The sequence below is a fragment of the Skermanella stibiiresistens SB22 genome (assembly GCF_000576635.1).
GTDB lineage: Bacteria > Pseudomonadota > Alphaproteobacteria > Azospirillales > Azospirillaceae > Skermanella > Skermanella stibiiresistens.
In genome coordinates, this window is record NZ_AVFL01000009.1 from 65,278 (window position 1) to 86,966 (window position 21,689).

At 67.0% G+C, this 21,689-nt stretch carries 24 protein-coding genes; 12 read left to right on the top strand and 12 right to left on the bottom strand.

What is annotated here, in order from left to right; all coding sequences use genetic code 11:
- Positions 1-2: 2 nt before the first annotated feature.
- From N825_RS13880 to rsmA, 3 genes are read left to right on the top strand one after another with little or no spacing between them, the layout of a single operon-like run.
- Positions 3-1,175, top strand: a complete 1,173-nt coding sequence (locus tag N825_RS13880; protein ID WP_245613108.1) for a peptidylprolyl isomerase — start codon at positions 3-5, stop codon at positions 1,173-1,175.
- Positions 1,175-2,221, top strand: a complete 1,047-nt coding sequence (pdxA, locus tag N825_RS13885) for a 4-hydroxythreonine-4-phosphate dehydrogenase PdxA (RefSeq protein ID WP_037452645.1) — start codon at positions 1,175-1,177, stop codon at positions 2,219-2,221. Before N825_RS13880 ends, pdxA begins: the two co-directional genes overlap by 1 nt.
- The gene (rsmA, locus tag N825_RS13890) at positions 2,218-3,051 is read left to right on the top strand and encodes a 16S rRNA (adenine(1518)-N(6)/adenine(1519)-N(6))-dimethyltransferase RsmA (RefSeq protein WP_037452647.1); all 834 of its coding nucleotides are present in this window, start codon (positions 2,218-2,220) and stop codon (positions 3,049-3,051) included. The genes pdxA and rsmA overlap by 4 nt, the downstream gene beginning before the upstream one ends.
- A gap of 65 nt (positions 3,052-3,116) precedes the next feature.
- On the opposite strand, the gene gmk is transcribed toward rsmA, so the two are convergent.
- Both gmk and N825_RS13900 read right to left on the bottom strand, forming a co-directional pair.
- Positions 3,117-3,770: a guanylate kinase gene (gene gmk / locus N825_RS13895; protein ID WP_037453066.1), complete on the bottom strand. Its 654-nt coding sequence runs from the start codon at positions 3,768-3,770 to the stop codon at positions 3,117-3,119.
- A gap of 14 nt (positions 3,771-3,784) precedes the next feature.
- On the bottom strand, positions 3,785-4,651 hold the full coding sequence (locus tag N825_RS13900; RefSeq protein ID WP_037452648.1) for a YicC/YloC family endoribonuclease: 867 nt from the start codon (positions 4,649-4,651) through the stop codon (positions 3,785-3,787).
- 133 nt (positions 4,652-4,784) lie between these two features.
- On the opposite strand from N825_RS13900, the gene N825_RS13905 reads away from it, so the two are divergent.
- On the top strand, positions 4,785-5,564 hold the full coding sequence (locus N825_RS13905) for an SDR family NAD(P)-dependent oxidoreductase (RefSeq protein ID WP_037452651.1): 780 nt from the start codon (positions 4,785-4,787) through the stop codon (positions 5,562-5,564).
- Positions 5,565-5,573: 9 nt separating this feature from the next.
- Here the strand turns inward: N825_RS13905 and N825_RS13910 are convergent, their stop codons facing one another.
- Positions 5,574-7,469, bottom strand: coding sequence for an ABC-F family ATP-binding cassette domain-containing protein (locus tag N825_RS13910; protein WP_037452654.1), 1,896 nt, complete (start codon positions 7,467-7,469; stop codon positions 5,574-5,576).
- Between the two features lie 217 nt (positions 7,470-7,686).
- Here N825_RS13910 and ndk point away from each other — a divergent pair, with 217 nt between their 5' ends.
- A complete protein-coding gene (ndk, locus tag N825_RS13915; RefSeq protein ID WP_037452657.1) occupies positions 7,687-8,109 on the top strand; it encodes a nucleoside-diphosphate kinase in 423 nt (140 codons plus the stop codon).
- Between the two features lie 26 nt (positions 8,110-8,135).
- Here ndk and N825_RS13920 read toward each other — a convergent pair whose 3' ends face one another.
- The 4 genes from N825_RS13920 to purM form a co-directional block, all read right to left on the bottom strand.
- On the bottom strand, positions 8,136-9,089 hold the full coding sequence (locus N825_RS13920) for a lipid II:glycine glycyltransferase FemX (RefSeq protein WP_037452660.1): 954 nt from the start codon (positions 9,087-9,089) through the stop codon (positions 8,136-8,138).
- Between the two features lie 54 nt (positions 9,090-9,143).
- Complete coding sequence (locus N825_RS37900) at positions 9,144-9,284, bottom strand: aa3-type cytochrome c oxidase subunit IV (protein ID WP_198038321.1); 141 nt, start codon at positions 9,282-9,284, stop codon at positions 9,144-9,146.
- Positions 9,285-9,405: 121 nt separating this feature from the next.
- Positions 9,406-10,059 carry a phosphoribosylglycinamide formyltransferase gene (purN, locus tag N825_RS13925; protein WP_037452661.1) on the bottom strand — a complete coding sequence of 218 codons (654 nt, stop codon included), beginning with the start codon at positions 10,057-10,059 and terminating at the stop codon, positions 9,406-9,408.
- A complete protein-coding gene (gene purM / locus N825_RS13930) occupies positions 10,047-11,144 on the bottom strand; it encodes a phosphoribosylformylglycinamidine cyclo-ligase (protein WP_051512345.1) in 1,098 nt (365 codons plus the stop codon). The genes purN and purM overlap by 13 nt, the downstream gene beginning before the upstream one ends.
- A gap of 107 nt (positions 11,145-11,251) precedes the next feature.
- Here purM and N825_RS13935 point away from each other — a divergent pair, with 107 nt between their 5' ends.
- Genes N825_RS13935 through N825_RS13950 form a run of 4 tightly spaced genes read left to right on the top strand, consistent with a single transcriptional unit; the run spans position 11,252 to position 14,871 of the window.
- Positions 11,252-12,511, top strand: a complete 1,260-nt coding sequence (locus N825_RS13935; protein ID WP_051512346.1) for a DUF2066 domain-containing protein — start codon at positions 11,252-11,254, stop codon at positions 12,509-12,511.
- A gap of 34 nt (positions 12,512-12,545) precedes the next feature.
- Positions 12,546-13,106 carry a CDP-alcohol phosphatidyltransferase family protein gene (locus N825_RS13940; RefSeq protein ID WP_037452665.1) on the top strand — a complete coding sequence of 187 codons (561 nt, stop codon included), beginning with the start codon at positions 12,546-12,548 and terminating at the stop codon, positions 13,104-13,106.
- Positions 13,103-14,191: an AI-2E family transporter gene (locus N825_RS13945; protein WP_037452668.1), complete on the top strand. Its 1,089-nt coding sequence runs from the start codon at positions 13,103-13,105 to the stop codon at positions 14,189-14,191. Before N825_RS13940 ends, N825_RS13945 begins: the two co-directional genes overlap by 4 nt.
- Positions 14,188-14,871, top strand: coding sequence for an HdaA/DnaA family protein (locus N825_RS13950; RefSeq protein WP_342666023.1), 684 nt, complete (start codon positions 14,188-14,190; stop codon positions 14,869-14,871). Before N825_RS13945 ends, N825_RS13950 begins: the two co-directional genes overlap by 4 nt.
- A gap of 25 nt (positions 14,872-14,896) precedes the next feature.
- On the opposite strand, the gene mltG is transcribed toward N825_RS13950, so the two are convergent.
- From mltG to fabD, 5 genes are all read right to left on the bottom strand, one after another.
- Positions 14,897-15,892 carry an endolytic transglycosylase MltG gene (gene mltG / locus N825_RS13955; protein ID WP_037452671.1) on the bottom strand — a complete coding sequence of 332 codons (996 nt, stop codon included), beginning with the start codon at positions 15,890-15,892 and terminating at the stop codon, positions 14,897-14,899.
- A gap of 7 nt (positions 15,893-15,899) precedes the next feature.
- Positions 15,900-17,165 (bottom strand): beta-ketoacyl-ACP synthase II, encoded by a 1,266-nt coding sequence (gene fabF / locus N825_RS13960; protein WP_037452674.1) that lies wholly within the window; start codon positions 17,163-17,165, stop codon positions 15,900-15,902.
- Between the two features lie 137 nt (positions 17,166-17,302).
- Entirely contained in the window at positions 17,303-17,542 is a 240-nt protein-coding gene (locus tag N825_RS13965; RefSeq protein ID WP_037452677.1) for an acyl carrier protein, read from the bottom strand.
- A 177-nt stretch (positions 17,543-17,719) separates the two neighbouring features.
- Entirely contained in the window at positions 17,720-18,457 is a 738-nt protein-coding gene (gene fabG / locus N825_RS13970; RefSeq protein ID WP_037452680.1) for a 3-oxoacyl-[acyl-carrier-protein] reductase, read from the bottom strand.
- A 79-nt stretch (positions 18,458-18,536) separates the two neighbouring features.
- The gene (fabD, locus tag N825_RS13975; protein ID WP_037452683.1) at positions 18,537-19,481 is read right to left on the bottom strand and encodes an ACP S-malonyltransferase; all 945 of its coding nucleotides are present in this window, start codon (positions 19,479-19,481) and stop codon (positions 18,537-18,539) included.
- Between the two features lie 533 nt (positions 19,482-20,014).
- Between fabD and N825_RS13980 the strand changes: the two genes are divergently transcribed.
- The 3 genes from N825_RS13980 to rpsR all read left to right on the top strand — a co-directional run bounded on the left by N825_RS13980 (position 20,015) and on the right by rpsR (position 21,657).
- Positions 20,015-20,734, top strand: coding sequence for a terminase small subunit (locus N825_RS13980; protein ID WP_037452686.1), 720 nt, complete (start codon positions 20,015-20,017; stop codon positions 20,732-20,734).
- 192 nt (positions 20,735-20,926) lie between these two features.
- On the top strand, positions 20,927-21,394 hold the full coding sequence (rpsF, locus tag N825_RS13985; RefSeq protein WP_037452689.1) for a 30S ribosomal protein S6: 468 nt from the start codon (positions 20,927-20,929) through the stop codon (positions 21,392-21,394).
- Positions 21,391-21,657, top strand: coding sequence for a 30S ribosomal protein S18 (gene rpsR / locus N825_RS13990; RefSeq protein WP_037452692.1), 267 nt, complete (start codon positions 21,391-21,393; stop codon positions 21,655-21,657). Before rpsF ends, rpsR begins: the two co-directional genes overlap by 4 nt.
- Positions 21,658-21,689 lie beyond the last annotated feature (32 nt).

Here is a 21,689-nt window from a genome sequence, read left to right on the forward strand (position 1 = left end):
CAGTGTACAGAACCGTATTTGAAATCATCGGCGGCGTCACCCGCCGGAGCGGAATTATAGCGGCGTCCCTCGCGTCCGCGATACTCGCCCTGGGCACCCTTCCGGCGGCGGCCCAGTTCGCCACTCCCCAGACCATGCCGCAGGGTGGCCAGCAGCAGGCGCCCCAATCGGCTCCCCAGCAGGCTCCCAAGCCCCAGCCCCAGCAGCAGGCACCCCGCCCGGCTCCGCAGGCGACCCCGCGTCCGGCGGCGCCAGCCCAGCAAGCCCGGCCCGCCGAACCGGCTCCGATCGCTCCGCCACCGGCACGCTCGGTCGAGGGTATCGCCGCCGTGGTCAACGACGACATCATCTCCACATCGGACCTGACCGCCCGGTTGCAACTGGCGCTGGTCTCATCCGGCCTGCCGAGCACGGCGGAGACCCGCCAGCGGCTGACACCCCAGGTGCTGCGCGGTCTGGTCGACGAACGGCTTCAGCTCCAAGAGGCGACGAGGTCCAACATCTCGGTCGGCGAGAAGGAGATCGGCGACGCCTTCGCCCGCGTCGCCGAGCAGAACCGGATGGATCGCGACCAGCTGGAGAAGATGCTGGCGAGCCAGGGCGTGCCGCGCAGCACCCTGGAAAGCCAGATCCGCTCCACCATCGCCTGGGGCAAGCTGGTGCAGCGGCGACTGCGCCCGAGCATCGAGATCGGCCAGGACGAGATCGACGCCGTGCTCCAGCGCATCCAAGCCAACGCCGGCAAGCCCGAATACCTGACGGCCGAAATCTTCCTCGCCGTCGACACACCCGACCGCGAGGACGAGATCAAGCGTCTGGCCGACCGGCTGGTGGAGCAGATCGGCCAAGGCGCCAGCTTCCCCGCCGTGGCCCGGCAGTTCTCGCAGTCGGCCGGGGCCAGCAATGGCGGCGACCTGGGTTGGGTCCAGCAGGGCCAATTGCCGGACGAGCTTGACACGGTGCTGCGTGAGTTGAGGCCGGGTCAGGCGTCGCGCCCGATCCGCAGCCTGACCGGCTACCACATCCTGCTGCTGCGCGACCAGCGCACCACCGGAGGCACCCTGCCGCCACGCGATCAGGTCATGGCCTCGCTGGGCCAGGAGCGACTCGACATGCTGCAACGCCGGCTGCTCCGCGACCTGCGCCGCGACGCCTTCGTGGACCTGCGCATCTGATGCGCGGCGATGGTCCAGGCGGAAGCCCTCCGCTCGCCCTGACCATGGGCGAGCCCTCGGGAATCGGTGGCGAGCTGGCGCTGAAGGCCTGGACCTTGAGGACCACGCGGACCGTGCCGCCATTCGTCCTGCTGGACGATCCGGAGCGGATTTCCGCGCTGGCGGCACGGATTGGGCTGGACGTGCCGGTCGTGACAGTCGCGGACCCGGCCTGGGCGGCGCAGGTCTTCGAGCGTGCCCTGCCCGTCCTACCGATCACGCTGGATCATCCGGTGGAACCTGGACGTCCCGATCCGGCCAACGGCGCCGCCGTGCTCGCCAGCATCGATCAGGCGGTGGCTCTGGTCCAGTCGGGCGCCTGCGCCGCGATGGTGACCAACCCGATCCAGAAGAGCGCGCTGTACGCGGCCGGCTTCGGCTATCCGGGACATACGGAATACCTCGCGGCCTTGGCCGACATCGTGACCGAGCCAGTGATGATGCTGGCGGGCGGCGGGCTGCGCGTGGTTCCGATCACCATCCACCTGCCGCTGCGCGACGCGATCGACGCGCTGACGATCGACGGCATCGTTCAGTGCGGGCGTGTCACCGCCGCCGCCTTGACCGCCGATTTCGGCATCGAGCGCCCCCGCCTCGCCCTCGCCGCCCTCAACCCCCATGGCGGGGAAGGCGGCTCGCTCGGAACCGAGGAGATCGAGATCATCGCCCCGGCCGCCGCCCAACTCGCGGACGAGGGATATGACGTGATCGGCCCGCTGCCGGCGGATACCCTGTTCCACACCGCCGCCCGCGCCCGCTACGACGCCGTGCTCTGCATGTACCATGATCAAGCGCTGATCCCGTTGAAGACGGTCGACTTCGACACCGGCGTGAACATCACGCTGGGCCTGCCGTTCGTGCGGACATCGCCCGACCATGGCACGGCGCTGGATATCGCCGGCTCCGGCACGGCCGATCCAAGCAGCCTGATCGCGGCGATGCGGACGGCGGTCGAGATGGCCAGCTTCCGGGCCAGTGGCAAGCTGTCGGCCGCATCGCCCAAATGAGCCGAATCGACGAATTGCCGCCGCTGCGCGATGTCATCGCGCGGTTCGACCTGGGCGCCAAGAAGGCGCTGGGCCAGAACTTCCTGCTCGACCTCAACCTGACCGGCCGGATCGCCCGGGCCGCCGGTGACCTGACCGGCGTCACCGTGATCGAGATCGGTCCGGGACCGGGTGGATTGACGCGGGGCCTGCTGAACACCAACGCCGCCGCCGTCGTGGCGATCGAGCGCGATCCCCGCTGCGTCACGGCCCTGGCCGACCTGATCGAGGCGGCGGAGGGACGGCTCCGACTGGTCGAAGGCGACGCGCTGGAGGCCGATGTCGAGGCGCTCGCCCCCGCCCCCCGCGCCATCGTCGCCAACCTGCCCTACAACGTCGCCACACCCCTGCTGATCGGCTGGCTTCGTCGGATCGACCAGTTCCGCAGCCTGACCCTGATGTTCCAGCGCGAGGTCGCCGACCGCTTGGCCGCGAAGCCGGGCGGCAAGACCTATGGACGGCTATCGGTGATCTCGCAGTGGCGCGCCGATGTCCGGCCGCTGTTCAACCTCCCCGCCCGCGCCTTCACGCCGCCACCGAAGATCGAGTCGACCGTCGTCCAGCTGATCCCCCGCCAGTCTCCCGAACCGGCCGAGTTCGCGGCGATGGAGACGGTGACGGCCGCCGCGTTCGGCCAGCGCCGCAAGATGCTGCGCGCCAGCCTCAAGTCGATCGGCGATGCCGAGTCCTTGATCGAGCAGGCGGGATTGATCCCGACACAGCGCGCGGAGGAGATCCCCGTCGCCGGCTTCGCTGCGCTCGCCAGGGCCTATCAAGCCTCGCGTTCGTAGGTCGGGTGCCGCTGCGCTCTACCCGACCTACGGCCCTACGGCCAAAACTCCGGCACCTGGCTTCCTCAGAGACCTTCCTGAAGCTGGCGCACGAAGTCGGACAGGCCGATCTGGCGTCGGCGCTTGAGGCGCTCGGCCTCCAGGATGGTCTGGACCTGATGGACGCTGGACTCGACGTCGTGATTGACGATCACATAGTCATAATCGAAGTAGTGGCTCATCTCGTCCGAGGCCTTGGCCATCCGGCCGGCGATCACCTCGGCGCTGTCCTGGGCGCGGGCGTGGAGTCGCCGCTCCAACTCCTTCGCGGAGGGCGGCAGCACGAAGATGCTGACCAAGTCCTCGCGGGCGTTCTCGGAGAGTTGCTGGGTGCCCTGCCAGTCGATGTCGAACAGGATCTCCCGTCCCTTGGCGAGCGACAGTTCGACCGGCCCCTTCGGCGTGCCGTAGTAGTTGCCGAAGACACGGGCGTGTTCGAGCAGTTGACGCTCCTCGACCATCCGCTCGAAGGTGTCGCGGTCGATGAAGTGATAATCGACGCCATCGACCTCACCAGGCCGCATCGGCCGCGTCGTCACCGACACCGACATGGTCAGGTTGGTGTTCCGCTGAAGCATCCGGCGCGCGATGGTCGTCTTGCCGGCGCCCGAGGGCGACGACAGCACCAGCATCAGCCCGCGGCGTCCGATCTTCGCCGGGCCAGATCCCGCCGGCTGCATGTCCATGGGTACGGTCATTCGATGTTCTGCGCCTGCTCACGCAATTGTTCGATGGCGGCCTTCAAGGCGAGGCCGGTGCGCGTCAGCTCCACGTCGGACGACTTGGAGCAAAGGGTATTGGCTTCCCGGTTGAACTCCTGACACAGGAAGTCCAGCTGCCTGCCGATGGCGCCGCCCTTGGCGAGCATGTCGCGGGCCGCTGCGATATGGGCCCGCAGGCGGTCCAACTCCTCCCGGACGTCGGCGCGCGTGATCAGCAAAGCCGCTTCCTGGGCCAGCCGCTCCTCGGTCAGGCTCGGGATGGCTTCCAGCAACGCCACGACCTGCCCGCGCAGCTTCTGCCGAAGCGCCTCCGGCTGGAGCGACGCGCAGGCCGACGCCTGATCGGTCAAGCGGGCGATCTCATCCAAATGCTGGTTGAGGACATGGACGAGCCGGGCGCCCTCCGCCAGACGAACGGTGGACAGGTGGTCCAGAGCCTGCTGGAGCGTGGCCGCCATGGCCGCCTCCAGACGCTCGCGATCCTCGCCGCCGTCGGCGTCCTCGACCGTCTCGACAACGCCGCGCACCGCCAGCAAGGCGTCCAGCCGGGGCTTCTCGGTGGCGCCGCCAAGCTCCATCGAAAGCGCTATCAGCTGGTCGAGCAGATCGCGGTTGATCCGGATCTGGTTGGCCGCCGCCGTACGGGTGACGGCCAGCGCCACGTTGACGCTGCCACGGCGGACCCGCTGGGGAATGGCGGCGCGGGCGATCGGCTCCAGCGCGTCGAAACCCGGAGCCAGACGGCAGCGGAGGTCGAGGTTCCTGCTGTTGACGCTCTTGATCTCGAAGGTCCAGGCATGGCCCTGGTCGCGCCCTTCGGCCCGCGCGAAACCAGTCATGCTGGCGACTTGTTGTTGAGCGCTCAACGCTGCCTCGCTAGTACCGTTGGTTGGCCGCCGTTATACCCCTGGTGTCCCGCCACAACAAGCGACTGTGGCCGAGCGTCGAAGAGCCAGCCTTGGAGACATTGTCATGCGCGATCCCCGCGTCATCCTGATCACGGGTGCCTCCAGCGGCATCGGCGAGGCTCTGGCCGAAGCCTATGCCGCTCCCTCGACCACGCTGGTGCTGACCGGGCGCGACCAAGCCCGACTGGATGGCGTGGCGGAGCGCTGCGCCGCGCGCGGGGCGACCGTCCGGGCGGCGGTCATCGACGTCACCGACCGCGACGGCATGCGGCGCTGGCTGGCCGAGGTGGACGCCGCGTCGCCGATCGACCTGTGCGTCGCCAATGCCGGGATCAGCGGCGGGACCGGCGGGCGCGATCCCAGCGGCGCGGTCGGGGAGACCGAGGAGCAAGCCCGGCGCATCCTGGCGGTCAATGTCGATGGGGTGCTCAACACCATCCATCCGCTGATCGGTCCCATGAGGGCGCGCGGCCGCGGCCAATTGGCCCTGGTCAGCTCGATGGCCGGCTTCCACGGGTTTCCCGGAGCGCCGGCCTACTGCGCCAGCAAGGCCGCCGTAAAAAGCTACGGTGAGTCGCTGCGGCTGGACCTCCGCAAGAGCGGCATCCAAGTCTCGGTGATCTGCCCCGGTTTCGTCCGCAGCCGGATCACCGCGCTCAACCGCTTTCCCATGCCGCTCCTGATGGATGCCGACCGGGCGGCCCGGATCATCCGGCGCGGGCTGGAACGCGACCGCTCCCGGATCGCCTTCCCCCTGCCGACCCTCTTCATGAGCTGGCTGATCGGTGCCCTGCCCGCCGGGCTGGCGGACTTGGCGCTGGCGCGGACACCCGCCAAGGAGTGACCAATTGCTTCAGGCGGTGCCGGCGGCTTCCGATTCGGCGGCTTCCAGCACCTCCAGCGCGTCGAGCCAGGTCTGCTCGGCCGCCTCCAGCTTCTTGTCCAGGTCGCCGATCTGGATCTGGAGCTTGGTCACCTTGTCCGGCGGTCCATCGTACAGGCCCGGCTCGGCGAGCTTGACCTGAAGCTCCTGGCGGTCGCGGGTCAGCCGGGCGATCAGCTTCTCCGCGTTCTCGGCCTTGCGCTTCAAAGGGGCCAGGGCCGCGCGCAGCTCGGCGGCGGCGCGGCGCTGATCCTTCTTGTTGCCCCCGCCCTGGTCGCTCTCCTTGCCGTCCGACTTGTCGGCGCGCCGCTTCTCCATCAGCAGCTTCCGATAGTCCTCCAGATCGCCGTCATAGGGCCGGCACGCTCCACCATCGACCAGCAGCAGGCGGTCGGCGGTCAGTTCGATCAGGTGGGGATCGTGGCTGATCAGGATCACCGCCCCCTCGAAACCGTTGATCGCCTGGATCAGCGCCTCGCGGCTGTCGATGTCGAGGTGGTTGGTCGGCTCGTCGAGCATCAACACGTGGGGAGCCTCGCGGGTCATCAGCGCGAACAGCAGCCGCGCCTTCTCGCCGCCCGACAGCTTGGCGATCTGGGTGTCGGCCTTCTGCTGGGGAAAGCCGAACCGGCCCAGATGGGCCCGGACCTTCTCCTCGACCACGTCCTTCATCCACAGCCGCGCCTGCGCCACGGCGGTCAAGCTCAAGTCCAGCTCCTCCGCCTGATGCTGCGCGAAGTAGCCGATCCTGAGCTTGCTCGACCGTCTCATCTCGCCGGCCATCGGCGCCAGCCGGTTCGCCAGCAGCTTGACCAGGGTCGATTTGCCGTTGCCGTTGGCGCCCAGTAGGGCGATGCGGTCGTCCAGGTCGATGCGGAGATCCAAGCCTCGCAGGATCGGCTTGCCGTCATAGCCGACGTCGACATCCTCCAGCTGGATCAGCGGCGGAGCCAGTTGGGCCGGCGACGGAAAATCGAAGCTGACGGTGTGGTCCTCGACGATGCTGACCAGCGGCTCCATCCGCTCCAGCATCTTGATCCGGCTTTGCGCCTGTCGGGCCTTGGACGCCTTGTAGCGGAAGCGGTCGATGTAGGACTGGATATGCTTCCGCTGGGCGATCTGCTTGGTCTGGTTGGCAGCCAGCCGCTCCAGGTTGGCCCGCCGGGTCCGCTCGAACTGGTCGTAGTTGCCGGTGTAGGAGATCAGCTTGGCCTGATCCAGGTGGATCGTCGTGGTCGGGACCTTGTTGAGCAACTCGCGGTCATGGCTGATCAGCAGGATCGTGTGCGGGTAGTTCCGCAGGTAGTTCTCCAGCCAGATCGTCGCTTCCAGGTCCAGGTGGTTGGTCGGCTCGTCCAGCAGCAGCAGTTCGGGCGCCGCGAACAGCACGCCGGCCAGCGCCACGCGCATGCGCCAGCCGCCGGAGAAGTCGCTGCACGGCCGCGTCTGCGCCTCGGCGTCGAAACCAAGGCCGGATAGGATCTGCGCCGCCCGCGCCGGGGCCGAATGGGCATGGATATCGGCCAGCCGGGTGTGGATCTCGCCGATCCGGTGCGGGTCGGCGGCGGTCTCGGCCTCCGCCAGCAGCGCCGTGCGTTCGACATCGGCGGCCAGCACCGTGTCGAGCAGGCTGACGTCGCTGCTCGGCGCCTCCTGCGCCACCATGCCCATGCGTGTCCCCGCGGGCATGGTGATGGATCCGCCGTCCACGGGCATCTGCCCGGCGATCAGACGGAGCAGGGTCGTCTTGCCCGTGCCGTTGCGACCGACCAGCGCGACGCGATGGCCCTTGGGAATGGCGACGGTGGCGTGGTCGAAGATCACACGCCCGCCGAAGCGGAAAATCAGGTCTTTGATATGAAGCATGCCGAGGCAGGTGATAGCATGGCGGATGGGTCGATTTGAAGTCACCGCGCGCCGAAATCGCCATGGCCTCCACGAATGGCAGCCGGTTGCCGGACGCTTGCGCCGGGGATCGGGACGTGTTCGGAAAGACCGGTCGAAAAAAACCCTCGTTGCCAACTCCGCCGAAGCGCGTATATAACGCCGCGAATTTTGCGAGAGCACACAGGAGCCTTCCAACATGGCCGTCGAACGGACCTTGTCCATCATCAAGCCGGACGCGACCCGCCGGAACCTCACGGGTAAGATCAACGCCCGCTTCGAGGAAGCCGGGCTGCGGATCGTGGCGCAGAAGCGCATCCGTCTGACCAAGGAACAGGCGGAGAAGTTCTACGAGGTCCACGCCGAACGCTCGTTCTTCGGCGAGCTGGTCACCTTCATGATCTCCGGTCCGGTCGTGGTCCAGGTCCTGGAAGGCGAGGACGCCGTCCAGCGCAACCGCGACATCATGGGCGCCACCAACCCTGCGAACGCCGCCGCCGGCACCATCCGCAAGGATTTCGCCGAGTCGATCGAGGCGAACTCGGTCCACGGCTCCGACAGCCCGGAGAACGCGGCCAGCGAGATCAAGTTCTTCTTCAGCAAGAGCGAAATCGTCCCCTGATCTAGGGGCCGGTAGGTTTCGGACGGTCAGACGTATCCGCCGACCAGGCGGAACGGCTGGCCGCCCATTCCCGTCTTGAACCGCGCGATCCCCGGAGTCGTCTCGTTGAGACCGCCCAGGTCGAAGCCGGTGATGCCATTGGCCTTCAGCCACAGTGCCGAACGCCAAAGCAGCAGGTGGTGAGCGCGCGACCGCCGCCCCTCCTCCCCATTCCAGCCGACCTGATACGTGGCGGCGACACCATGCCGCACCAGGAAAACGCCCGCGACCGGCCGTCCCTCCCGCAGGGCGGTGAGCTGCACCGGCGGAGCGGTATCCGCCGACAACTCCCTCAGCACCCGCAGGAACGCCGGCGACGGACCCTTGTAGTTCCGCGCCATCTTGTCCTGAAGGTACTTCTCCATCAGCCAGTCGAATCGGCGGCCCGAGGTGTCGGTCTCGACCTCCAGCCCGCTCCGCTCGGCCTGCACCAGCTTGTTCCGCCATTTGCGGTCCAGCCCCGCTCGAAGATCGTCGGGTGTGGGCGTCAGGTCGAGCCAGACCGACTCGTAGCCGGCGCTTCGGCGATGGAAGCCGCTGTCCGATAGGCGCTTGCGCGCCACATCGCCATCGATCATCTCGGGATGGAACACCAGGGGGCGGCCGCGCAGCAGATGGTAGCGGTCGCGGATCATCCGCAGGACCAGCTTCAACATCTCGCCGGGAATCTCGTCGTGGATCCACAAGGGACCGCGGTGGATCTGGCAGGTGGTCAGGAAGGGCAGCCAGCGCTTGGTTTGGACCTGGACCAGACCGACCGGCTTATCCTCGAACCGGATGATGCCGAAATCGGCCTTCCAGCCCTCCGTCTTCGCCAGCGCCTGGGCATAGGGCAAGGTCTGGAGCAGCGTCGGACGCTTGCACCGGTTCAACAGCGCGTTCCATTGGGCGAACGTGCAGTCGTTCCAGTCGATGCGGAAGGGATTGAACGGGAGAACCATGGAACCGGGGGCGACCGCCACGCTGGAAAGGACGGGCGCCGCCCGGTCGGGATGTCAGAGCAGGAAGATCGCCATCAGGACCAGGATGACCGCCACCGCGATGGCACTGTACTTGGTCAAGGCGGTGAACCGCTCATACGTGTCCATATGGGCGCGGTATTCCTCTTTCCTGAACTCGTCTTCACTTTCGGTCACGGCCATCTCCAACCTCTGCTTTCTTATTGGGGTCCCGACGCCCCGATCTAACGGTAGACAAAACCGTTTACAAGCGCAAACCCGCTCGCCGTCATAGGATGATCGGCCTCGTTCGAGCGGGTCAGCCGACGGGGTTCAGCAGCGGCTCCCCAGCCAGCGCGGCTGGACCCATCACGGTCGCCCGCTCGCCCTCGACCCGAACCCTGCCCTCGGCGATCAAGCGGAGCGCCAGCGGGTAGCAGCGATGCTCGGCGACCAGGACCCGGTCGGCCAGGGCATGGTCGTCATCATCCGCCAGCACCGGCACGGCGGCCTGGATGATGATCGGGCCCTCGTCCATCGCCGGACGCACGTAGTGGACGGTGCAGCCGGTGAATCGCACGCCGGCGGCCAAGGCGCGGGCATGGGTGTCCAACCCCTTGAACGACGGCAGCAACGAGGGATGGATGTTGATCATCCGGTCGCGCCAGCGCTCGACGAACTCCGCCGTCAGCAGCCGCATGAACCCGGCGAGGCAAACCAACTCCACACCGGCCGCCGCCAAGGCGCCATCCATCGCCGCCTCGAAGCTCGGCTTGTCGGGGAAATCGCGGTGGCTGACGACTTGGCCCGTGACGCCGGCCAGCCGGGCGCGCTCCAGGCCATAGGCGTCGGCCTTGTTGGACAGGACCAGCACGATCTCCGCCGGGAACTCCGGATCGGCGCAGGCGTCGATCAGGGCCTGAAGGTTGCTGCCGCGCCCCGAGATCAGGACGCCGACCCTCAGGCGTGCCACGCCGTGTCCACTCCGTCGATCACCACGCGCTCGACCTCGCCGATGGCGGGCTGGACTTCGCCGATCCGGTGGACCGACTCGCCAGCCTCGGACAGGATGCGCATGGCCTCGTCCGCCTTGTCCGGCGCCGTGATCACGACCATGCCGATGCCGCAGTTGAAGGTGCGGGCCAGATCCTCGTCCGAGATGCCGGCGCTCTCCGCCATCCAGCGGAACACCGGCAGCAACGGCCACGCGGTCGCATCCAAAGTCACGCCCAGACCCTCGGGCAGCACGCGCGGAATGTTGTCGGTCAACCCGCCGCCTGTGATGTGGGCCAGGGCCTTGACGGTGCCGGCCCGCACGGCGGCCAGCGCCGGCTTGACGTAGATCCGGGTCGGCGCCAGCAACGCCTCGCCCAGGGAGGTGCCCGGAGCGAAGGGCGCTTCGTCCTGATAGGACAGGCCAGCCTTCTCGACGATCCGGCGGACCAGCGAGTAGCCGTTGGAGTGGACGCCGCTCGACGCCAGCCCCAGCACCACGTCGCCCGCCGCGACATCCGTCCCGGTCAGGATCTGGCCGCGCTCGGCGGCGCCGACAGCGAAGCCCGCGAGGTCGTAATCCTTGCCGGCGTACATGCCGGGCATCTCGGCCGTCTCGCCGCCGATCAGGGCGCAGCCGGCGATCCGGCAGCCCTCGGCGATGCCCGCGACAATGTCCCGGCCCGACGCCACGTCCAGCTTGCCGGTCGCGAAGTAATCCAGGAAGAACAGCGGCTCGGCACCCTGCACCACGAGGTCGTTGACGCTCATGGCGACCAGGTCGATCCCGATCGTGTCATGCTTGTTGGCCGCGATGGCGATCTTCAGCTTGGTGCCGACGCCATCGGTGCTGGCGACCAGGATCGGGTCCTTGTAGCCGGCGGCCTTGAGATCGAACAGCGCGCCGAAACCACCCAGTCCCGCATCCGCGCCAACCCGGGCCGTGGCCTTCGCCAGAGGCTTGATCGCATCGACGAGGGCCGCGCCGGCGTCGATGTCGACACCGGCATCCTTATAGGCGTCGCCGGTGTTATTCGATCCGGTGTTATTAGATGTGGTGTTGATGGCGTCCTCGCGTGCGCTGGGTTATAAACCGGGCCGGTCCCAGGTCATGAAACAGCATCACGGGCCGGCATCAAGGGCCGAACATACTCGAAACGGAAGGCTTTGCAATGCTTCACCGCCGTCCGCTGGCATGCCTGTTCCAGCTTGCCGTTGGCATCGTCCTGCTCGCTTTTTCCAGCCCGCTCCGGGCTCAGGAAGCCAGCGATATCTATACCGTCAAGGATGTCGAAATCGATGTCACGGCCGACAACGCGGCGGCGGCGCGCGACCGGGCGATCACCGAGGCGCAGCGCAAGGCCTTCGGAACCCTCTATGGCCGCCTCAGTCCCGACCAGGCCGGCCGCCCGCCCGAATTGAGCGATATCGAGGTCGCCCGGCTGGTCCAGGATTTCGAGGTCCAGCGCGAGCGCAGCTCGGCGGTCCGGTATCTGGCGACGCTGACCGTACGCTTCCGCCCGGCGAACGTACGGACGCTGCTGCAGAACAAGGGCGCCAGCTATGTCGAGGTCCGCAGCAAGCCGGTCCTGGTCCTACCGGTCTACCAGCCGACCGGCGGCGGGCCGATCCTATGGGAGGATCGCACCGCCTGGCGCGCCGCCTGGGAGAACTTCCCGCCTCCCCAAGGCATGGTGCCAATCGTGGTCCCCTATGGCGAGTTGAGCGATATCGCCGATGTCAGCGCCGCCAACGCGATCGACGGCTCCGCGAGTGGCTTCACCTCCATCGCGGAGCGCTATCAGGCGGGCGATGTCCTGGTCGCGGTCCTCGGCGTGCGCGGAGCGGAGCCCGACCCGTCCCAGCCCAACACCGTCAAGCTGACCCGCTACGGCGCGGAAGGCGGCAGGCGGACCGACAGCGTCACGATCCCCGCGGCACCCGGCCAGTCGGTCGACGCCTACCTAGCCGGAGGGGTCGCCGCCGTCATCCGTAATCTGGAGGACAAGTGGCGGCAGGCGAACACGGTCGCCGCCGGTCCGGAGCAGGTGATGCAGGTCGCCGTCCCGATCGCGCGGCTGGAGGATTGGGTCCAGACGAAGCGCCGGCTGGCCCAGGTTCCAACGGTGTCGCGCACCGACCTGCTGTCGCTGACCCGCGGGGCCGCCCGGGTCGAGCTGGCCTATCGCGGCTCGCCCGATGTTCTCCGGAACGCGCTCGCCCAGCAGGACTTGGAACTGACCGAGGCCGCTCCGCTGGACCAGGGCGCCATCCAGGCCGGCCTGCCCGCCACGCCCGGCACGGTCGCGGCCCCCGTCGCGGTGATGGGGCCGGCGGGCCAGCAGCTCGGCGTCTATCAGCCAGGGCCCATCTGGCAGCTGCGCTGGAACGGCTCGCGGGCGACAGGTTCAGCCGGCCGTTCAACACCGTGACCAGCGCCCTCGCACGGGTTCGGGTCTCACCGTCATGAGCATTCCAAACATCATCTCCATGGGGCGGCTGCTATCGGTGCCCCTGGCGGTGTGGCTGATCCTGGAAGGCAGGCTGGACTGGGCGTTCTGGCTGTTCATCGCCGCCGGCTTGTCCGACGCGGTGGATGGATTCATCGCCCGGTCGTTCCGCTCCCGCACCATGCTGGGCGGATTTCTCGACCCGATCGCCGACAAGGCGCTGCTGGTCAGCGTCTATCTGGCCCTGGGCCACACCGGCTACCTGCCCCTTTGGCTGGTGATCCTGGTCGTCTTTCGCGATATCCTGATCGTCGGCGGCGTGCTGCTGCTCTACACGCTCAAGGAGTCGTTCGCGATGCAGCCGTCCTTCATCAGCAAGGTCAACACGACCGTTCAGATAGCGCTGGTGGCGCTGGTGCTCTCGACCTTTGGACTGGGTCTGACGGAGCCTCCGGTGGACTTGGCCTGGATCACGCCGATCATGATCTGGGTGGTGACCGTCACCACCGTCTGGTCGGGCCTCGGCTACGTCGTGACGGGGAGCCGACTGCTGAACCGGCTGGGCGGAACGAAATGACCGAGACACGGCAGCGGCGCTTCTGGCTGCTGGCACTATTGGCGGCGGTGGTCACGCTCTATGTGCTGAGCGACGTGCTGGTGCCCTTCGTCGCTGGCATGGCGATCGCCTATTTCCTCGATCCGATCGCCGACCGGCTGGAGCGCTATGGCGCCGCGCGCTGGCTGGCGACGACCTGCGTCCTGCTGTTCTTCATCTTGGCCCTGATTCTGGCGCTCCTGCTCCTGGTGCCGTTGATCCAGTCCCAGGTGGTGCAACTGGTCGAGACGTTGCCCCGGATCATCGCCTGGGTCAACAATACCGCGATCCCGCGGATCGAAGGCCTGATGACCCAACTGTCGCCGGAGGACCTGGAGCGGCTGCGAACCGCCGTCGGTTCCTACGCCGGAGAGCTGGTGGGTTGGCTGGGGACGGTCCTGCGGTCGATCGTGACCGGAGGCTTCGCGCTGTTCGACGTCCTGACGCTGCTGTTCATCACGCCAATCGTGGCGTTCTATCTTCTGCGCGACTGGGACGTGATGATCGGGACCATCCACGGCTGGCTGCCGCGCCAGCACACCGGAACGATCCTGGACCAAGTCAACGAAATCGACAGGACGCTGGCCGGCTTCGTCCGCGGCCAAGCGACGGTCTGCCTCGTCCTCGGCTTGTTCTACGGACTGGCGCTGTCGATCTTCGGCCTCAACTTCGGTCTGGTGATCGGGTCGATCGCCGGCCTGCTGTCCTTCATCCCCTATGTCGGGTCGCTGGTCGGGTTCGTGTCCAGCGTCGGCATCGCGATGGTCCAGTATGACACCTGGACCCCCGTGGTCATCGTCATCGTCATCTTCGTGGTCGGACAAGCGGTGGAGGGCAACTTCCTCACGCCGAAACTGGTGGGCGACAAGGTCGGCCTGCATCCCGTCTGGGTGATGTTCGCCCTGCTCGCCGGCGGCAGCCTGTTTGGTTTCCTCGGCGTCCTGATGGCGGTTCCGGTCGCCGCCGTGATCGGCGTGCTGACCCGGTTCGCGCTCCAGCGATATCTCGCCAGCGCCTACTACACGAGTTCAGGCGAAGGGGCTGCCGAAGAGGTCTGGCGGCCGTGATCGGAAGGCCGGCGCAGCTGCCGCTCGATCTCGGGCACCGTGCCGCCATGGGCGCCGACGACTTCCTCGTGGCTCCCAGCAACGAGGCGGCGGTCTCGTGGCTCGACCTATGGCCGAACTGGCCGGCGCCGGCCCTGGTGATCTTCGGACCGGCCGGCTGCGGCAAGACCCACCTCGCCCAAGTGTGGCGCGCCCGCACCCAAGCGCCGAGGGTCGAACCCGGCGAGTTGGAAATCGACACCCTGCCCCAGCTGCTGGCACGGACATCCACCGTGGTGATCGACAACGCGGACAGCGGCACGGGGGACGCCCGAATCGAACGCGCGCTGTTCCACCTGTACAATCTCGCCCGGGAAAGTGGGGGCCACCTGCTGCTGACCGCCGAGTCGGCGCCGGCCCATTGGGGGATCAAGCTGCCGGATCTGCGATCCCGCCTGCTGGCGGCTCCCGCCGTCGCCGTGGGTGCTCCCGATGACGCGCTGCTCGCCGCCATCCTGGTCAAGCTGTTCGCCGACCGTCAGGTGCGCGTCGGCGCCGATGTCGTGGGGTTCCTGGTGACCCACATGGAACGGTCGTTCGACGCCGCGCGGCGGCTGGTCGCCGATCTGGACGCCGCCGCCTTGGCCGCCCGTCGCCGAATTACCGTGCCGCTGGCAAGGCGGGTGCTGGAAAGGTCCTGAACCCAAATCGTGAACGGCGACCGGGCTACTCCGCCGCGCCCTCGTCGCCCTGCCGCTTCATCACCTCGCGCCAGCGTGTGACGTTGCGGTTGTGCTCCGCCAGCGTCTTCGCGAAGGCGTGACCGCCCGAGCCGTCGGCGACGAAATAGACGAATTCATGCTGTTCCGGATTCATCACCGCCTCCAGGGACGCTTTCCCCGGATTGGCGATCGGCGCCGGCGGCAAGCCGTCGATCATGTAGGTGTTATAGGGCGACTCGAACTTCCAATCGGCGCGCGTCAGCGGCCGACCCAACGCGCCATCGCCCTCGGTCAAGGCGTAGACCACCGTCGGGTCCGACTGGAGCTTCATGTTCGATAGCAGCCGGTTGACGAAGACCCCTGCGACCTTCGCCCGCTCCCGCGGCACGCTGGTCTCCTTCTCGACGATCGACGCGAGGATCACCGCCTGCTCGGGAGTGTCTAGCGGCAGCGACAGCGACCGTTTGGACCAAGCGGCCTGCAGCGCGGTCCTCATCGCGGCCTGCATGCGCTTCAGCATCTCGGCGCGGCCATCGCCCCAGGAATAATGATAGGTCTCCGGCAGCAGCGATCCTTCCGCCGGCTCGTCGGTGATCTCGCCGGCCAGCGATGGCTCGTCGCGCATCAGCCGCACGACCTGGGACGACGTCAGCCCCTCGGGCACGGTGAAGCGCCGGACGACGGTCTTGCCGCTTTGCAGGATACGAAAGGCCTCGGCGATGCTGACATGGGCCGGAAACGCGTACTCGCCGGCCTTCAAAGCCCGGTTGGCGCCGGCGATCTTGGCGGCGGCGACAAAGACCAGGGGCTGGTCGACGACCCCCGCGTCGGTCAGGGCGGCGCTGATGTTGTCGAGACCGCTGCCGCGCGGAATGACGACGGCGGTTTCCGTCGCCAAGGGACCCGCGCGGTTGACGAGGTGCAGACCCCACAACGCCGCGCCGGCGACCAGGACGATGACGAAGACCGCCCCGATCGCGATCCGGACGGCGACACGCATGAGCGACCTACTTGAATTCCTTGAAGACCAGCGAGGCGTTGGTGCCGCCGAACCCGAACGAGTTCGACAGGGCGGCCTTGACCCGCTTCTCCTTGGCCCGCTTCGGCACCAAGTCGACGCCAAGGCAGCTATCCGACGGATCATCCAGGTTCAAGGTCGGCGGCACGATGCCATCGTTGATCGCCTTGATCGAGAAGATCGCCTCGACCGCACCGGCGGCACCGAGCAAGTGGCCGATCGCCGACTTGGTGGACGACATCGACACGGTCTCGATCGCCGAACCGAACAGCCGCTTGACGGCGCCCAGCTCGATCTCGTCGCCGAGCGGGGTCGAGGTGCCGTGGGCGTTGATGTAGTCGATGCCGGAGGGATCGACGCCAGCCCGCTTGAGCGCGTTGCGCATCGACCGGAAACCGCCGTTACCGTCCTCGGGCGGCGAGGTGATGTGGTAAGCGTCGCCCGACATGCCATAGCCGATCACTTCGGCATAGATCTTGGCGCCACGCCGCTTGGCGTGCTCCAGTTCCTCCAGCACGACGACGCCGGAGCCCTCGCCCATCACGAAGCCATCGCGGCCCTTGTCATAGGGGCGGGAAGCCTCCGATGGGCGGTCGTTGTAGCCGGTCGACAGCGCGCGGGCCGACGAGAAGCCGGCGATGCCCAGGCGGCTCACCGCCGCCTCGGTGCCGCCGGCCAGCATGACGTCGGCGTCTTCCCACATGATCAGGCGGGCGGCGTCGCCAATGGCGTGCGCGCCGGTCGAGCAGGCGGTGACCGCCGAATGATTGGGTCCCTTGAAGCCATACATGATCGAGACATGGCCGGAGGCCAAATTGATCAGGCTCGCGGGAATGAAGAAGGGGGAGATGCGGCGCGGCCCCTTCTCGTGAAGGGTGATCGAGCCCTCGTAGATGCCGATCAGGCCGCCGATGCCGGAGCCGATCATGACACCGGTCTTCTCGCGCTCCTCGTCGGTCTGGGGAACCCATCCACTGTCCGCCACGGCCTCGCGGGCGGCGGCGATGGCCAGCACGATGAACTCGTCCATCTTGCGCTGGTCCTTGGTCGACACGTGGTCGTCCGCGTTGAACAGACCCTCGGCGGTGGGGCCACGGGGCACCTGCCCCGCGATCTTGGCCGGCAGATCGGACACGTCGAACGACGTGATGCCACGCAAGCCGGATTCGCCCTTTATGAGACGTTCCCAGTTGTTCTGAACGCCTACCCCGAGGGGCGACACCATCCCGAGACCGGTTACGACGACACGTCTCATGATTTATCCTGAACTGCTCGTGCCTTGCTTCAAAGGCCCTGGGGCGTGATAAGCCCGGAGATTGTTGGCGCTGGATGGCAGGCGTTGGTCGGCCAGGTCATGGACCTGGCCGTGCCCCCGCGACCCTCGACCGGGGCTCAGGCCGCGGCGTTCGCCTTGATGAAGTCGATCGCGTCCTTGACGGTCAGGATCTTCTCCGCGGCGTCATCGGGGATCTCGCACCCGAACTCCTCCTCGAACGCCATGACCAGCTCGACAGTGTCCAGGCTGTCGGCGCCCAGATCGTCGATGAAGCTGGCATTCTCGGTAACCTTGGCCTCTTCGGCACCCAAGTGCTCGATGACGATCTTCTTAACGCGCTCGGCGATGTCACTCATCTTTACAAACCTTCCCGAATCTTTCGTTTGATTGGGGTGAGCCCCGACGTCTGGACACCAGATATTATCGGCCCAACCCGTTAGTGTCGGCCCCATGAAAAGTGCCGTCACATAACACACTTGAGCGGGGTTGACCAGCACCCCCGCCAACAACCGGCACTGCGCAGCCATGTCACCTTAGATCATGGCCATGCCGCCATTGATATGCAACGTCTGCCCCGTCACGTAGCCGGCCTGTTCGCTCGCCAGATAGACGACGCCGGCGGCGATGTCCCTCGGGTCGCCCAGCCGGCCGGCCGGGACGGCGCCCGTCAGCTTTTGCTTTTGCTCGTCTGGCAGCACGTCGGTCATCGCGGTCGCGATGAAGCCCGGTGCCACACAGTTGACCGTGATGTTCCGCGACGCGACCTCGGCGGCCAGCGCCTTCGACATGCCGATCATGCCGGCCTTGCTCGCCGCGTAGTTCGCCTGCCCCGGATTGCCGGTGACGCCGACGATCGACGTGATGCCGATGATGCGGCCCCAGCGGCGCTTCATCATGCCGCGCAGGACCGCCCGCGACAGGCGGAAGCCCGCCGTCAGGTTGACGTCCAGCACCAGCTGCCAATCCTCGTCCTTCATGCGCATGGCGAGACCATCGCGGGTCAGGCCGGCGTTGTTGACCAGGATGTCCACCTGCCCCATCGCCGATTCGGCCGTCTTGATCAGCGCCTCGGTGGCCGCCGTGTTGCTCAGGTTGGCCGGCGTCACGAAGGCGCGCTCGCCCAGCTCCAAAGCCAGCGCCTCGAGCGCCTCGACCTTGGTGCCGGACAGCGCCACGGAGGCGCCCTGGGCGTGGAGGGCCCGCGCGATGGCGGCTCCGATGCCGCCGGAAGCGCCGGTCACCAGCGCTGATTTACCCGTCAGATCGAACATCAATGGCCTCGACGTGAATTCGGCGGGAGGACCGCGTGACGTGATGCCATCCCCGACGCCATCATTGTAAAGGAATGACTCACGAGACCTTCTTGAGGAAGGCCTCGATGTCGGCCGGCCCCTGGATCGACACGCCGGCGATCTCGCGGTCGATCCGCTTGGCCAACCCGCTCAGGACCTTGCCCGCGCCCAATTCGACCAGGGTGTCGACACCCTGCTCCTTCATGAACAGCACGCTCTCGCGCCAGCGCACCAGCCCCGTGACCTGATCGACCAGCAGGCGGCGGATCTCGTCCGGGCTGATGACGGCTTGCGCCGTCACGTTGGCCACCACCGGCACCGTCGGGCCACGCAGCTCGACATTGGCGAGCGCCTCAGCCATGGCCTCGGCGGCCGGAGCCATCAGCTCGCAGTGGAAGGGTGCGCTGACCGGCAGCAGGATCGACCGCTTGGCGCCCTTGCCCGCCGCGATGGCGATGGCGCGCTCCACAGCGGCGCGGTGTCCGCTGACGACCACCTGCCCCGGCGCGTTGTCGTTGGCGGTCGAGCAGATCTCTCCCTGGGCCGCCTCGGCCGCGATCTCCTGAGCGGCGGCAAGATCCAGCCCCAGCAACGCGGCCATGGCGCCCTCGCCAACCGGCACCGCCTTCTGCATCGCCTGGCCGCGCAGCTTCAACAGGCGCGCGGTGTCGGCCAGACTGAAGGTGCCTGCGGCGGCCAGCGCCGAATACTCGCCCAGGGAATGACCGGCCACGAAGCTCGCGGCCTTGTGCAGTTCCACCCCGCCCTCGCGCTCCAGCACCCGCAGGACGGCGACGCTCACCGCCATCAGCGCCGGCTGGGCGTTCTCCGTCAGCGTCAGGTCGCTCTCGGGCCCCTCGAACATGAGGGAGGAAAGCTTCTGCGACAGAGCCTCGTCGACCTCCTGGAAGGTGTGGCGGGCGATCTGGAAGGCATCGGACAGTTCCCGGCCCATGCCGACAGCTTGGCTACCCTGGCCTGGAAAGACGAACGCGCGGGTCATGACCGGTCCTGTATGACTGGATGGCGCCTCGGAGGGACGCCAAAATGGCCGACAGTCATACCGCTTGAACGAGTTAAGTCAAGACCGCCTGAATCGGAACGCCCCACGCCCCGGCCTTCAGGCTGACGCCAGTCCGATCCAAAGCGGTCCGAACTGATCAGCTTTCAACCGTAGTCGCGCGACGGCTGGTTGAGACGGACCTCGCTCCTTGCCGAAGGCTAATTTTCCGACCGCTGTTTTAAACACAGATGAAGAGGATTCACAGGATGGACACGGATCCATCGAGGTGGACCCCTCATCCACCTCGATGATGAGCGGAAGAGTCGATCCATCTGTGTCCATCCTGTGAATCCTCTTCATCTGTGTAAAAGAATCACATTCCAGTAGGAAAACGGGACCGGAGTGGATCAAGGCCATTCCGATCGCTCTCATGAAAAGGTGAAATTTTCCTAATTAGCCGTCAAATCCATTGACTTTCGGCTAATTTATAGGATTAAAATCTGGTTCAAGTAATCCAACGCCGAAGGCCCGCCATGATCGCCCCAGCCCCCACCAGCATGCGCCCCATGTCCTCAACCGCTCCTCTCGTGACGCGGCAAGAGTTGTTCTGCGAAGCCATGGCGGCGGGGGCGTCCGCGGCCGAGGCGGCACGGCGGTCGGGGTACTCGGCCAAGGGGGCCAAGCAGCGCGGTCACTTCCTGATGAGCCAGGCCGCGATCCGGCTCCGCGTCGACCAGCTTCGCGCCCGGCACCGCGCTTTCCACAAGGCGGAACTCGACAATGCCGCCGAGATCATGGAGATGGCCATCGGCGACGCGCTCGACGCGAAGAAGCCGATGCAGGTCATGCGCGTGGTCGAATTCCGCCTGAAGCTGATCGGCGTCATCCAGGACCGGCGCATCGCCCACCATTATAATGACGACCGTCCGTCCCCCGACGCCGATGTCGAGGACATGCCCGCCGATCCGGCCGAATGGCTGGACGGCATCCCGGCGGGATTGGACGAAACTCCGCCACCAGACGAAGCTCCGGTAGTGACCAAGGATGACCTTCCGGCCGGTTCGGAGGGTGACCCCGAACCGGCCTCGCCCACTCCCCTCCCGCCGGCCAGCGTGATCCAGGCGATCGGGAGCGGGCTTCCCCCGCATTTCATCAGGGATCTCCCGGCCGAAATCCTGGACGACCTGTGCGACGGGATGGCCGACCTGACACCGGCCCAGCTCAGGAAGCTCACGGCCGACCTGGTGGCGTGAACCCCGTCAAACCGTGTTCGGAGCCAGGGCTGTCAAGCTTATTCGCTTGCCCGCGGACCGCCGATGTGTATAGTGCGCCGCTTCCAAAGCTCCTTGCCGGCGCACGCCAAGCGTCCGGCTAGGTCCGACAGGCTGACGCCGGCATTTCGCCGACCCGCAGCTCCGGGCCGCTAACAGCCATGGGGAGACCAAATGGCGAATTACGAGTGCGTGTTCATCGCACGCCAGGACATCTCGACCGCGCAGGTCGAGGCGCTCACCGAGACCTACGCGACGATCATTCGCGAAAACGGTGGCGAGATCTCCAAGACCGAGCAGTGGGGCCTCAAGACCCTCACCTACAAGATCAAGAAGAACCGCAAGGGTCACTACGTGATGTTCAACCTTGTCGCCCCTCCGGCCGCCGTGGCCGAGATGGAGCGCAACATGAGCATCAGCGAAGACATCCTGCGCTTCATGACCGTGCGCGTCGACGAGTTGGAAGCCGGCCCGTCCGCCATGATGCAGAGCCGCAACGAGCGCGGTGATCGTGGCGACCGCGGCGATCGTGGTGACCGCGGCGGCCGTCGTTTCGACGGTGATCGCGGCGACCGTGGTGATCGCGGCGATCGCGGCCCCCGTCCTCCCCGCCGCACTGAATTCGAAGGAGAGCAGGCATGACCGGCCCATCATCCTCCGGCGGCCGCTCTGGTGGCGGTCCCCGTCGTCCGTTCTTCCGCCGCCGCAAGACCTGCCCGTTCTCGGGTCCGAACGCCCCGGCGATCGACTACAAGGACATCAAGCTGCTGTCGCGGTTCATCTCCGAGCGCGGCAAGATCGTGCCGAGCCGGATCACCGCGGTGTCGACCAAGAAGCAGCGCGAGCTGGCGCGAGCCATCAAGCGCGCCCGCTTCCTGGCGCTACTGCCGTACATCGTGAAATAAGCACCCTGTCAAAGGGCGAGGTGGAACGGCGT